The organism is Exiguobacterium sp. s83 (assembly GCF_018617095.1).
Taxonomy (GTDB): Bacteria; Bacillota; Bacilli; order Exiguobacteriales; family Exiguobacteriaceae; genus Exiguobacterium; species Exiguobacterium profundum.
In genome coordinates this window covers 1,115,211-1,128,937 of the sequence record NZ_JACSJP010000001.1, presented here as the reverse complement: position 1 = coordinate 1,128,937, position 13,727 = coordinate 1,115,211, and the positions used below count along the sequence as shown (strand labels likewise).

Annotated in this window: 13 protein-coding genes; 12 read left to right on the top strand and 1 reads right to left on the bottom strand. The window is 47.0% G+C overall.

Annotated features, from left to right (window positions below):
• Nucleotides 1–19 precede the first annotated feature (19 nt).
• The 7 genes from ccpN to KNO73_RS05845 all read left to right on the top strand — a co-directional run bounded on the left by ccpN (nt 20) and on the right by KNO73_RS05845 (nt 6,941).
• On the top strand, nt 20–649 hold the full coding sequence (ccpN, locus tag KNO73_RS05875; protein ID WP_078147152.1) for a transcriptional regulator CcpN: 630 nt from the start codon (nt 20–22) through the stop codon (nt 647–649).
• Nucleotides 636–1,478, top strand: a complete 843-nt coding sequence (locus tag KNO73_RS05870; RefSeq protein ID WP_078147151.1) for a pyruvate, water dikinase regulatory protein — start codon at nt 636–638, stop codon at nt 1,476–1,478. The genes ccpN and KNO73_RS05870 overlap by 14 nt, the downstream gene beginning before the upstream one ends.
• A gap of 126 nt (nt 1,479–1,604) precedes the next feature.
• Nucleotides 1,605–3,416, top strand: a complete 1,812-nt coding sequence (gene dnaG, locus KNO73_RS05865; RefSeq protein ID WP_078147150.1) for a DNA primase — start codon at nt 1,605–1,607, stop codon at nt 3,414–3,416.
• Between the two features lie 35 nt (nt 3,417–3,451).
• The gene (gene rpoD, locus KNO73_RS05860; RefSeq protein ID WP_012726640.1) at nt 3,452–4,546 is read left to right on the top strand and encodes an RNA polymerase sigma factor RpoD; all 1,095 of its coding nucleotides are present in this window, start codon (nt 3,452–3,454) and stop codon (nt 4,544–4,546) included.
• 132 nt (nt 4,547–4,678) lie between these two features.
• Nucleotides 4,679–5,017: a cytochrome c550 gene (gene cccA, locus KNO73_RS05855; protein WP_078147149.1), complete on the top strand. Its 339-nt coding sequence runs from the start codon at nt 4,679–4,681 to the stop codon at nt 5,015–5,017.
• A gap of 95 nt (nt 5,018–5,112) precedes the next feature.
• Entirely contained in the window at nt 5,113–5,829 is a 717-nt protein-coding gene (locus KNO73_RS05850; RefSeq protein ID WP_214684010.1) for a tRNA (adenine(22)-N(1))-methyltransferase, read from the top strand.
• Nucleotides 5,829–6,941 (top strand): Nif3-like dinuclear metal center hexameric protein, encoded by a 1,113-nt coding sequence (locus KNO73_RS05845; protein WP_078147147.1) that lies wholly within the window; start codon nt 5,829–5,831, stop codon nt 6,939–6,941. The genes KNO73_RS05850 and KNO73_RS05845 overlap by 1 nt, the downstream gene beginning before the upstream one ends.
• Nucleotides 6,942–6,983: 42 nt before the next feature.
• On the opposite strand, the gene KNO73_RS05840 is transcribed toward KNO73_RS05845, so the two are convergent.
• A complete protein-coding gene (locus KNO73_RS05840; RefSeq protein ID WP_012726636.1) occupies nt 6,984–7,937 on the bottom strand; it encodes a 4-hydroxy-3-methylbut-2-enyl diphosphate reductase in 954 nt (317 codons plus the stop codon).
• A 129-nt stretch (nt 7,938–8,066) separates the two neighbouring features.
• Between KNO73_RS05840 and KNO73_RS05835 the strand changes: the two genes are divergently transcribed.
• The 5 genes from KNO73_RS05835 to KNO73_RS05815 all read left to right on the top strand — a co-directional run bounded on the left by KNO73_RS05835 (nt 8,067) and on the right by KNO73_RS05815 (nt 13,718).
• Complete coding sequence (locus tag KNO73_RS05835) at nt 8,067–9,821, top strand: sensor histidine kinase (protein ID WP_251024933.1); 1,755 nt, start codon at nt 8,067–8,069, stop codon at nt 9,819–9,821.
• Nucleotides 9,818–10,756, top strand: coding sequence for a sugar ABC transporter substrate-binding protein (locus KNO73_RS05830; RefSeq protein WP_078147145.1), 939 nt, complete (start codon nt 9,818–9,820; stop codon nt 10,754–10,756). Before KNO73_RS05835 ends, KNO73_RS05830 begins: the two co-directional genes overlap by 4 nt.
• Nucleotides 10,757–10,817: 61 nt before the next feature.
• On the top strand, nt 10,818–12,161 hold the full coding sequence (locus KNO73_RS05825) for a DEAD/DEAH box helicase (RefSeq protein WP_012726633.1): 1,344 nt from the start codon (nt 10,818–10,820) through the stop codon (nt 12,159–12,161).
• An 81-nt stretch (nt 12,162–12,242) separates the two neighbouring features.
• Complete coding sequence (locus tag KNO73_RS05820) at nt 12,243–13,145, top strand: deoxyribonuclease IV (protein WP_214684011.1); 903 nt, start codon at nt 12,243–12,245, stop codon at nt 13,143–13,145.
• 3 nt (nt 13,146–13,148) lie between these two features.
• Nucleotides 13,149–13,718, top strand: coding sequence for a hypothetical protein (locus KNO73_RS05815; protein ID WP_214684012.1), 570 nt, complete (start codon nt 13,149–13,151; stop codon nt 13,716–13,718).
• Nucleotides 13,719–13,727 lie beyond the last annotated feature (9 nt).

The following is a 13,727-nucleotide window of genomic DNA, read 5'->3' as shown; positions in this document are numbered from 1 at the left end:
AAACTAGAGGGGGTTGGCTATGCAACTGAATGAACGCCAACAAAAAATCGCCGAGATCGTGAAGGAGAACGGGCCGATCACAGGGGAACAAATCGCACAAGAGCTCTCATTGACACGTGCGACCCTGCGGCCTGACCTCGCTATTTTGACGATGACAGGCATACTTGAAGCTAGACCTCGTGTCGGCTACACGTTCGTTGGCAAACGGAATTCGTCGATGCTACGAGAAAAGTTAGATTCGCTGACCGTAGGCGACTTCATGTCTTCTGCGAAAGTCGTACGGGATGAGATGACGGTATATGATGCGATTGTCACGTTGTTCTTAGAAGATGTCGGCTCATTGTTCGTTGTCGGACGTGACCGGGAGTTAGTCGGAGTTTTATCTCGTAAAGACCTCCTTCGTGCGGCCATCGGAAATCAAGACTTAGACCAGTTACCCGTCAACGTCATCATGACCCGCATGCCGAACATTACAGTATGTGAGAAAACAGAAACGTTGATTCGAGCTGGGATGAAATTGATTGAGAAACAAATCGATGCCATGCCCGTCGTAGAAGAAAAAGATGGGAAATTGATTGTACTCGGCCGTATGACGAAGACCAATATGACGAAGGTGCTCATTGCGTTAGCGAACGATGAGTCGATCTGAGGAGGAAATCGAATTGACTACGAAACAACTCGTGTTCGTTGTAAGTGACTCGGTCGGAGAGACGTGCGAACTCGTCGTCCGCGCAGCGAGTATCCAATTCCACGAGAATGCGATCGAAACCCTTCGCATTCCGTTCGTCGAAGATGAGCAGACGATTATCGATGTCGTCACGCAAGCAAAAGCACAACAGGCCATCATTGCGTTCACGCTCGTTAATGAGGAACATCGCGCCCTTCTCATGCGACTTGGTAAAGCGCATCAAGTGAAAACGGTTGATTTGCTCGGAGATTTGCTCGATGTATTATCTAGCCAATTGAAAGAAGCGCCACGTGAAAAGCCGGGGCTCATCTATCGATTGGATGATGATTACTTCCGAAAAATCGAGGCGATGGAGTTTGCCGTCAAGTATGACGATGGTCGGGACCCACGTGGCCTGAAAAAAGCTGATATCGTGTTGGTCGGTGTTTCTCGAACGTCAAAGACGCCGCTATCTCAATATCTGGCACTGAAACGATATAAAGTCGCGAACGTGCCACTCGTTCCAGAATCGAGACCGCCTGAGGAATTGTTTGATTTGCCTGCTGAACGATGTGTCGGGTTGATCATCTCCCCGGAAAAGCTGATTTCAATCCGAATGGAACGTCTCAAATCGCTAGGTTTGAAGCCGGAAGCCGATTATGCGCAGCTAGAGCGAATCAATCGTGAACTCGAGTATGCGCGTGGTATTTATGAACGAATCGGTTGCGATGTCATCGATGTGACGAACAAAGCAGTTGAAGAAACGGCAGGGATCATCTTGCGTCATCTTGAACAGTCTAAAGATGATTGAATGAGTAAGTGTTTCAATTAGTAATCATTGCTTCAAGAGGGTATAATAGAGTATTGACAGTACAGTGAAACGGAACGTGATGAGCGTTCCGTTTCGTTGCGAGATTGGAAACAGGGAGTGGTCAACATGCCACGAATACCAGATGAAGTCATCGCAGAAGTGAAACAAGCGACCGATATCGTAGAATTGATTGGCGAACGTGTCGAATTAAAGAAACAAGGACACCGCCTTGTCGGATTATGTCCGTTTCATTCCGAAAACTCACCTTCTTTCTCCGTTTCACCTGAAAAAGGGATGTATCACTGTTTCGGTTGTGGCGCCGGCGGAAATGTATTTACGTTCGTGATGGAAACCGAGGGATTGTCGTTTCCTGAGACGGTCGAACGCTTGGCAACACGGGCGAATATTTCGGTAGACGGGATCCAAGGGGACGAGGAACTGACGCGAGAACAGGTATGGCGCAAACAGATGCGTGATGCGCATCGCCTTGTCGCTGACTTGTATCATGAAGTGTTGATGAAAACAGAAGCTGGAGAAGTGGGCTTAACGTATTTACGGGATCGTGATCTGGCTGAAGAGACGATTGCGCAATACAAGATCGGTTTTGCCCCAGACCAACGACGCTTTACTGTCGAGCTGTTGGAGCGGCGCGGGTTTGATTTAGAAGTAATGGTTGAGGCAGGTTTGATTTCAAAGTCGAAGTCCGGTGAATATTTTGACCGATTTGAAGGACGGGTCGTCTTTCCGATTGCGGATCGAGACGGCACCATCGTTGGCTTCAGTGGACGAGCGATTGATGATCGACAACCAAAATATGTGAATACGGCTGAGACGCCACTCTTCAATAAGAGCGAGTTATTGTTCGGCTTCTCTCAAGCCCGGGCGACGATGCGTAAGAAAAAGCGTGTCTTCCTCGTTGAAGGGAACGTTGACGTTTTACAAGTCGCGCAAGCGGGCACACAAGAAGTTGTGGCATCGCTCGGAACCGCGTTCTCTCCTCAACATGCGAGGGCGCTATCTCGAATCGTGGATGAAGTCATTATCTGTTATGACGGAGACCACGCGGGACAAGAAGCGACACAAAAAGTCATTCGCCTCTTAGAAGCGTCTCCACTCGATGTACAAGTTTTGCCACTACCGGAAAAGACGGACCCAGATGACTATATCCGTCAGCATGGGGCAACTCACTGGCAGCAGTTTATTGAAACTGAGCAGTTGAGTGTTCTCGATTTTATGAATCGCATGTACCGGCGAGGAAAAAACTTGAACCGAGAAGGAGAACGGATTCGCTTTATTGAATCTATGCTTGAAGAGATCGGGAAGACAAATGATTCGATTCGAAGAGATTTATATGTGAAGAAACTGTCGGATGAGTTTGAGATTCCGCTAGAGACGCTCCGTTCGAGAATTCCTCGTCCGACGTCAAGTGAATCAACTCCCAACCGTGCGATGGAACCTGTAGAGTCGGTACGGAAGCGTTCGAGTAAAACAGGTGAGCCTCGTTGGATGAAAGCCGAGAAGTACTTGTTGCGTGCGATGTTGACGGGACCGGAGCAGGTCCGTTTCGTACGCGACCGTTTAGGGCTTCGTTATCAAGATGAAACCCATCGTATGTTAGGGTCAGCATTGTATGAAATCGTATCCGATACGATGACACAGGATGAGTTTGATCAAATCACGCTTTCGTTCATGGAGCGTTATTGCGATCAACGCCCTGATTATGCGATGCGTTTTGCAGAGATCCGTCTGATGGCTGGACCGGATGAACTGTCTGAAGAGGTTTTAGACGAATACATTCGGGTGATAAACAGTTATGAGGAGCAACGTCAAATCGAGCGTGCAAAAAGGGAAATCGCTCAAGACGCCGAAAGTATTGTAGACCAGGCGTCCAAGCTACAAGAATTGATTGCCCGTAGTCGTCGTCTTCGAGAGCGATGATCGTGGATGAAGTTTGGAAGGAGTTGAACTGCTAGATGGCAGAGAAGAAGAAAGAGGATTTATTTAACGCCATAGAAGAACTTGAGAAGTTAGGTAAGAAAAAAGGCGTCGTCTCAATGCAAGCAATCCAAGATCGCCTTAGTCACTTCGAGGTGGATTCGGATTTCATCGATAACTTCATCGAAGATTTAGAGGCTAAAGATATCCGTGTCACAGAAGATGCTGCGGACGCAGAAGAAACACCTGCGAAAAAAGAGGATGAAGAAGTCGATTTGAACGACTTATCAGTACCTCCTGGAATCAAAATCAACGACCCGGTTCGGATGTATTTAAAAGAAATCGGACGTGTCGACCTTCTCAGTGCGAAAGATGAGACGGAGCTCGCTAAACGAATCGAGCAAGGGGACGAAGAAGCGAAAAAACGTCTCGCAGAAGCGAACCTACGTCTCGTCGTGTCGATTGCGAAGCGTTATGTCGGTCGTGGGATGCTCTTCCTTGATTTGATTCAAGAAGGGAACATGGGACTCATTAAAGCGGTCGAAAAATTCGACTACATGAAAGGGTTCAAATTCTCGACGTATGCGACGTGGTGGATTCGCCAAGCCATCACACGTGCGATTGCTGACCAAGCCCGTACGATTCGTATTCCTGTACACATGGTGGAAACAATCAACAAATTGATTCGTGTCCAACGTCAATTGCTTCAAGACCTCGGTCGCGAACCTTCTCCGGAAGAGATTGCCAAAGAGATGGAACTCACACCTGAGAAAGTCCGTGAAATTCTAAAGATTGCCCAAGAACCTGTTTCTTTAGAGACACCGATTGGGGAAGAAGACGATTCACATCTCGGTGACTTCATCGAAGACCAAGATGCGATGGCTCCTCAAGATGCGGCAGCCTATGAATTGTTGAAAGAGCAATTAGAAGACGTGTTGGATACGTTGACAGACCGTGAAGAGAACGTCCTTCGCCTGCGTTTCGGACTAGACGATGGCCGCACACGCACACTCGAAGAAGTTGGTAAAGTATTCGGTGTCACACGTGAGCGGATTCGTCAAATCGAGGCGAAAGCCCTTCGTAAATTGCGTCACCCGAGCCGTTCCAAACGCTTGAAAGACTTCCTCGATTAATTTCATATTTGAATAAAGTGTGAAGTTTTAGAAGAAAGGAAGGAAAATGAGTGATTTTCCTTCCTTCTTTATTATTTTTTGAGTAAAATAGTGTTGGATAGAAATTTGGAATGAACATGAGGGGGAACTACAATGCGTAATCCATTGTTACCGTTTGCGGCAATCGCAATCGTCGCAATTATTGCCATGGTATCATTATCGTATTTTGGGGTGAATCAGGCGCAACAAGCGGCTGAAGGTCCAGCAGTCACTGAAATGAACCCAGAAGAGTTGTATGCTGCGAAGGGTTGCACAGGTTGCCACGGCGGAAACCTTGAAGGTGGCGTCGGTCCAGCACTTACAGGTGTCGGCGATCGTCTTTCACCAGAAGAAATCGCAAACATCGTCGTCAACGGTCAAGGTGCGATGCCAGCAGGTCTTGCATCAGCTGAAGAAGCAGAAGTGCTTGCGAACTGGTTGATTGAACAATAAGAGGTGACGCACTCCATGATGGGGTGCGTTTTTTGTTGTCGAACTGTAGAGAATTCGATACGCTAGGGAAGAAGTAGAACAAAGGAGTTGTCTGTATGCAAGAACGTGTCATGTTAGACCGACGATTGAAGCAGGTTGTCGATTATATCCCAAAAGGAAGTGTGCTCGCCGATATTGGTTCGGATCATGCGTATGTCCCATGCTATGCCTTTCAGCAAGGAATCATTTCAAAAGGAATCGCGGGTGAAGTGAACGTTGGGCCGATGGAAGCTGCGAGAGCACAAGTCGATTTGATTGGGGCAGGTGATACCATTGATGTACGCCTTGGCGATGGTCTTGCTGTCTTACAGCCCAATGAAGCGACGTGTATCTCGATTTGCGGGATGGGCGGCAGTTTGATTCGCTCCATTCTCGAAGCGGGTCAAGATAAGCTCGGTGCGGTCGAACGGCTCGTCCTTCAACCGAACGTTGATGGGCAACACGTACGAAGCTGGCTGCTTGAACATGGATATGTCCTTGTCGAAGAGGCAATTGTGGAAGAAAATGATAAGGTTTACGAAATCCTTGTCGGAGAAAAAGGAACTGAGTCCATTTATAGTGACGAGTCGGACGAGCGCATGTGGCAGTTGTTATTCGGTCCATATCTCGTTCAAGAGCGACCAGAAGCATTTAAACTCAAGTGGAGTCGTGAAGCTGATAAGCTCGATTATGTGCTTGGACAGATGGCAGCTGGCATTCAATCGGAAGCCTTGATTCAAAAACAAGTGGAGTTCAAACGGATGCGTGACAAGATGAGAGAGGTGAGTCAGTAATGGCGAACGGCAATCAAGTGATTCAATTGTTTGAGGAATTTGCACCGAAACATTTGGCGGTCGAAGGGGATAAAATCGGCTTGCAGATTGGCTCGCTCAACAAAGAAGTCAAACGGGTCATGGTCACGCTTGATGTACTTGAATCGGTTGTGGATGAAGCGATTGAGAAACAGATCGATTTGATTATCGCGCATCATCCACCCATCTTTAGTCCGTTAGCTCAAGTCAATGACCGTTCCACGGCTGGGAAGATTACGATGAAATGTATTCAGCACGATATCGCGGTCTATGTCGCTCATACGAATTTAGACGTATGCAGCGGTGGTGTGAACGATTGGATGAGTGAGGCGATCGGTCTCCGCGATACGAAAGTACTCGTCCCGACCTATGAGGAGCCGGTCTATAAACTAAGTGTATTCGTTCCATCCACGCATGCGCATGACGTATCCCTGGCTCTAGGAAAAGCGGGTGCTGGACATATTGGTGACTATGCGGACTGTCAGTTCCGTGTTTCCGGAACGGGGCAATTCACTCCGCTCGAGGGGACAGATCCCTTCATCGGTCGCCCGCATGAAACGGAACAAGTGGACGAGGTGAAAATCGAAACGGTCGTTCGGGAGAGTCAGAAGAAGCGTGTACTAAAAGCAATGAAAGACGCCCATCCATATGAGGAAGTGGCGTATGACCTCATGCGCGATGAAATCGAGGGTCATGTATTTGGGCTAGGGCGAATCGGTCGACTTGAACAGGCCATGACACTTGAACAGTTTGCCGAACACGTGAAAACAAGCTTTGGGGTTGAGGGCGTGCGAGTTGTCGGAGACCCGGGGCGTTCGATTGAAAAAGTTGCCGTATTAGGTGGAGACGGGAATAAGTATGTGTCTACTGCGCATTTCAAAGGTGCAGATGCATATGTGACGGGTGATTTATATTTCCATGTGGCTCATGATGCGATGGCGCTTGGACTCGCAGTCGTAGACCCGGGACATCATGTCGAGAGTATCATGAAACAAGGTGTGATCGACGTGCTCAGCAAAAAGTTTGAAAAAGCGAAAATCAATGTCGACTTGATTCAATCTGTTGCCAACACGAATCCGTTTCAATTCAAGTAAAGCCTAAAAATCCCCCATCCTCTGAGAGAATGGGGGATTCCTTCACTTACGCAATGCTTTCACTTTCGGTAAGATACTCCGAAGTTCAAGAAATGGCGTTTTATCATGCGTGCTTAAATCGTCTGGGTCATATTGCGATAAAAAGTCGATGACTTTTTTCGTGATCGGTGTCGGGGTAGAGGCGCCCGACGTCACAGCGACGGTCTCCACGCCTTCGAGCCAATTCAAGTCAAGTTCACTCAAGTCACCGATCCGATAGGCATTTGTTCCGGCAATCTCTTTTGAAACTTGTGCTAAGCGATTGGAGTTATTTGATTTGGGATCTCCGACGACAATCAATAATTCGCAGTCTCCCGCTTGTTCAGCGACGGCTTCTTGACGAACTTGCGTCGCGTTACAGATTTCATTATGCACTTCCACGTGAGGATAACGGGCTTGAATCGTTTCAATTAATGCGGAAACGTCCCATTGACTCATCGTCGTCTGGTTCGTCACCAAAATTTTTCGTTCGAACAAGCGACTCGGCAACTGATCGATTTCATGTTCATATTGAATCAAATGAACATGGTCTGGTGCAACACCAATTGCACCCTCCGGTTCCGGATGCCCATGTTTTCCGATATAGATGACATCATATCCTTCTGCCGTTTTCTCACGAATCAAATCGTGTGTGACTAAGACGTCAGGACAAGAGGCGTCTACAATCGTCAATCCTTTCTCGATGGCACGTTTCCGGACGAGTGGTGAAATGCCGTGCGCCGTGAAGACGACCGTTCCTCGATCGATGGTTTCGAGCGCTTGCATGCGGTCTTCTCCATCAACGGTTTTGACACCGAGATCCTCAAACGCCTGCGTGACGTGACGGTTATGGACAATCATTCCAAGTATATGAATCGGGCGTGGCAAATCTGGATTTGCGACGGCCTCATTTGCGAGCTTCATGGCATCGACGACACCATAACAATATCCGCGTGGGCTAATTTTTTTAACTTTCATATGAAGACGAAGGCTCCTTTCGAAGTGCTTTCATACGTATTAGTCTAACATTGTTTCGAAAATACGAAAAGATTTGCGTGTATTCATGCTATAATTTTTAGGTTAGAGAGGAGGGACGCCGTGAATCGCATGAAACCATTGCGTGAACTAAGAAAATCGTACTTTTTCCAAATTACGTTCATCATCATCATTATTTTAGCACTTGTCATTTCATCACTTGCCTTCTCTGCTGACCGCGTCACGGTGTCTCGAGCAGAAGAATTGGCGAAAGAGCAATTTGATTACGCCATCGATGACAGTATTGAGAATGTGGAGTCCCAACTTGGGAAATTGTATGAGGATTTAGTTTACTTAGGCGCTTACGTTGGAAATGAGCCATGGATTGAAGAACGGATCCGAACAGGATATTTGAATCAACGCACGAGTTTTACGTCCATCTTTTATTATGATGTCAATCAAGACTCATTTAAATGGTACTCGGAGCGACAAGTCGCCTCTTCTGTATTGAAACGCGATCCGAAGTTTACGGAAGTATTGACTGCAAGTGGAAAAGAACTATATATGAGTGACCCTGTGATGATCAGTGGGGATATGGGAACTTTCCTATACGTTCCGGTCATCGAAGAGAACCGACCAATCGGTATTTTTGGGGGGAGCATTAGTGTCTTGAACTCTGACTTGTATCGTCGTTCGTTGGAATCTGCGAATGATGACATGATTCTATACTTGTTAGATGAGCAAGGCGAAGTGTTGACGACTTCGTTCAACTTGGTCACAGATGCAGAGCGTCGGATATCGCGTGAAGTCATCGACGAAGCATTAAATCGAAGCGAACGGACAATCTTGAGTACGGATGAAGATACGGTAATGTTTGAACCGGATGCAAGAGTCAGTGGATGGAGCATGCTCGCAAAACATCAAAATGACTCCGTCTATGAAACGGTCTACGACACGCGTTGGCAGTATTTGATGATTGCGCTCGTTACATTCTTCCTGAGCATTCTCGTTGGATTGTTGCTTTCCCGGACGTTAACGAATCCGCTTGTCGAGCTGGTCAATCAAATTAAACAACAACAATCGCTCGGAACGATCTCGTTGGAAAGAACCGGTTCGAAAGAAGTGGAGACGCTACTCGACACGTATAACGATTATGCACAACGGATGGAAACGTCACGACGTGAACAGTTGAGTCAGCAACAGTTGATTTTGCATCAAGAAAAATTAGCCTCACTCGGTCAATTGGCCGCGGGAATTGCCCATGAAATTCGAAATCCTCTAACTCCCGTCCACATCACGTTACAAATGGTGCGCGAGGGTCAAGGTAGCTCAGATATGGTGGATGTCGCCATCAAAGAACTGGAGCGGGCGAATGATTTGATTTCAACGATGTTGACGCTCGCCAAACCAGATCAGGCTGGTAAAAACGAAGATTGGATCAACATGTTAGACTTTGCGAAACGACTTGAATTTTTAATGGATGCCGAATGTTACAAACGACCGACAAAATGGGAATTACTTGTACCGAACGACATGCCTCCATTTTATGCATCCTTTGATATGCTCGTTCAAATCATCTACAACCTCTTCAAAAATGCGGTCGATGCCGTCGAATCAAAAGGGGCTGAAGGTAGTGTCGTCGTGACGGTCCTCTTTACGGAGCAGGAATATCGCTTCTTGATTGAAGATAACGGGATTGGCATGAGTGAGGAACAACTCAAGACAGTTGGTTCCGCCTTCAATACGACGAAGGAAAGTGGGAATGGTCTAGGGATCTATATGATTCAAGAGTACTTGAAGAGCGTTAACGGTGCGATGGAGATTGATAGTGTGATGAACAAGGGGACCGCGATTTTAATCAAAATCCCAAGGAGACAACCGTCATGAAAGGACTAAAACATTATTGGCTTTGGTTACCGGTCGTGTGGGCCATGACGATTCTCCTCATTACCTCGATTCAACTCCCAGAGCAAAAAACGAATGAAAAAGAAGTCGGATTTGTGTTTGTCAGTGATAAACATGAGCATGCGAATAAACTACTGGACTCGTTCGTGCATACAGCAAACCAAAAAGGGTTCATCCCGATTCCGACCACGAGTGAAGACTCGCGTGTCCTTGAAAAAGAAAAACTAGATTCATTGATTGACCGGGGTGTCGAGGCCATCTTTTTGACGACTCTCGATGACACGTTCATTCAACCCTCATTAGAACGCGCAAAACGAAAAAACATTCCGATTATTGCGATTGACCGTATGATTGATCATCCGAGTGTGCTCACATCCGTCGTTTCCGACAATGTCGATATCGGTCGGATGGCGGCCGAACAAATTGCTGCCAAGTATAGTGAGCTCGAACGTCCGATTCGCGTGGTCGAAGTGAGGGGGACGCCGAAAGTTCGCTCCACGATGGACCGAAGTCTTGGTATCCGAGAGTACGAAAAGCAACATGGCGACGATTTTCAGATCATTGCATCCATCACCGGGAACTATGACACATTCCAAGCTGAAATCGAGATGTCACGTTGGTTAGAAGAAAAGATTCCGTTTGATGCAATCTTTTCACACAATGACGATAATACGTTTGGTGTCGTCCGGGCTTTAGAAAGTCATGGTTTGACGGACAAGACGATCGTTTCGGTCGACGGGATTTCAGATATCTATCCGCTCATTCAAAATGGGAAGGTCAATGCCACTGTCGTGCAGTCACCGAACGAGATGATGGAAGTCGGCTTCAAAGCACTCGAACAACATTTAAATGGAAAGAAAATTGCCAAACACTATTATTCATCGAGTTATTTATATGAAGGTGTGGCAAAAGATTGATTGACAAATCATTTGATTCCGCTATGCTAGGAAAAGTGGAAAGAAACAGGAGGTGTATCGATTGAACAGCTTCCAACAGTTCAAATTGCTACCGTTTATGGTTGATGCGTTAACCGAAAAGCGCATTACGAAACCGACCGATATACAAGCCCGAATTATTCCGGCTGCCTTGAATGGTCGAGATATTATTGGAAAATCACAGACAGGAACGGGTAAAACACTTGCGTTCTTGTTACCGATCGTTGAAGCGATCAACCCAGAAGATGCTTCAGTTCAAGCAATCGTCGTCGCACCGACACGCGAACTCGCTTGGCAGATTCATGAAGAATTGAAATCGATTCTTATTAAAAACCCAGATTACATCAAATCGAGTTTGATTGTCGGAGGGACAGACCGCGAACGTCAGATCGATAAGATGAAAAATCCGCCACAGTTGATCATCGGGACACCGGGACGAATCCTTGATCTCATGAAAGCACAGGCGTTATTCCCGCACAAAGTGACACACTTTGTCGTCGATGAAGCCGATCAAATGCTCGATATGGGATTCTTGCCCGAGGTCGACCGCATCGCACAGGCGCTTCCTGAAAAACTACAAACGATGGTCTTCTCAGCGACGATTCCTGAGAACCTTGAACCGTTCTTGAAGAAGTACCTTCATGACCCACGCTTTGCAGAGGCGAGCCCAGAACATCGCGTCGCACCAAAAATCAAGCACCACGTGATTCCAGTACGTCACCGTGACCGTAAAGAATTGACTGTCGAAATTGCGAAAGCAATCAATCCATTCGTTTGTCTCGTGTTCACCAATACGAAACAAGAGGCAGATGAGTTGGAGACGTCGTTCCGCGAAGCAGGTCTAAACGTCGGTACGTTGCATGGTGACATGCAGGCACGTCGCCGCAAACAAGCCATCAAGGACATCAATGATGCGAAATATCAGTATGTGATTGCTACGGATTTAGCGGCTCGCGGTATCGATATTTCAGGAGTCTCTCACGTCATCAACCACGGGATTCCGAAAGACCTTGATTTCTATACGCACCGTGTCGGTCGTACGGGACGTGCGGGCGCATCAGGTGAGGCGTACACACTATATGAGGACCATGAGAATGGACCAATCAACAGACTTGAAGAACGTGGGTTCGAATTCACTCATGTGGACTTGCGCAACGGTTCGATTCAACCGATCAAGACACGTCGTCGTCGCCAAACAGACCGGAAGATGAAGGTCTCACACACGGCTCATAGTCGGATGGCCGGTGAAATCAAGAAGGCGAAGAAGAAAGTGAAGCCTGGCTATAAGAAGAAATTCAAGTATAAGTTGAAAGAGACGGCATCACGTGAGCATATGCAACAGCAACGCTCGGATCGCCGTGCAGCACGTAAGAAAAATAAACGATAATGTTTGGGAGAATCGACTTCTTGGAGTCGGTTCTTCTTTTTGTGTACACTAGAGATAGAAGATGATGAAGGGAAGATGAGGATGTTAAAAATAGGTTCACACGTTTCGGTATCAGGTAAAAAGATGTTGTTAGCAGGGAGTGAAGAGGCTGTCTCTTACGGGGCGAATACGATGATGGTGTATACAGGTGCGCCCCAAAACACACGCCGTAAACCCATTGAAGATTTAAATATTGAGGCAGCACTCAAACATATGGCCGCACATGACATCGAAGAGATTGTTGTTCACGCTCCATATATCATCAATCTCGGGAATACGACGAAACCTGAGACGTTTGAATTGGCCGTCTCTTTCTTAACTCAGGAATTAAAGCGGGCAGAAGCACTCCAAGTGGCTCGCCACGTCGTTCTTCACCCGGGCGCTCATGTCGGAGCGGGAGAAGAAATCGGTCTCGCTCGAATCATCGAAGGATTGAATGAAGTGTTGACTGGCGACGAACAAGTAAAGATTGCGCTTGAGACGATGGCAGGGAAGGGAAGCGAACTTGGTAAGACGTTTGAAGAGCTTGCGACCATCATTGATGGCGTGACGCACAATGATCGACTCTCAGTTTGCTTTGATACGTGTCACGTCCATGATGCAGGATATGACTTAGTCGGTGACTTAGACGGCGTCATTGAACAATTCGATCGCATCGTCGGACTCGACCGTCTCGGAGTGATTCATGTAAATGATTCGAAGAATGTGCGCGGTGCAAAAAAAGACCGTCATGAAAACATTGGCTACGGAGAGATTGGATTTGATACGCTAAATCGTATTATTCATCACGAGGCATTTGCGCATCTACCGAAAATTCTAGAAACGCCATATATCCCGATTAGCGAAAAAACAAAAGTCGCTCCATATAAACAAGAGATTGAAATGTTCCGTGCCAATCAATTTGATGCCGAGTGGCGTGAACGATTCACGCTCGCTCATCAATAAGCGATGAACGTCCTACAAGTCGATCCAAAGCGATATGATGTCTGGAACGCATTCCCGACTTATTTTCTTGAACAGAGTCCGGTTTATGTAAAGGGGTCCGTGACGACACCGACAGCATTTATCGAAGTGATGGGGCATGGCATCGTGGCGGAAGCAGAGGTGTTACTTGAAGAGACGATTGAGCGACCAGACGATCCGTATTGGCTCGGAGAGAGACAGGGAGGGGTGGCGCTGTATTCCTTAGTCGACCTGTTACAACTTCATTTTCATCATCCGCTCTTGCAAGTGGGAATGTATGAGGGGGATGAACCGTACGAGTCGATTCGAACAAAATGGAATGACGGCTATCATGTACCATCGTCTAAATGGACGAAAGCGTCATATGAGGCGCACTTGTTTCGAGAAAAACTCTTAGCACCAAAGTCTCATGTGACGACTTGTGCGAGCTGTCATGTAAACCTAGCTGAACGATTTGGGAAAGAGGCGTATCACTTGATTGAGTATCACTTGACAGAGGAACGTGGCATCTGGGTTTGTCCGACCTGTCATAAAGCCATTCATACATTAGACTAAATAATAAAA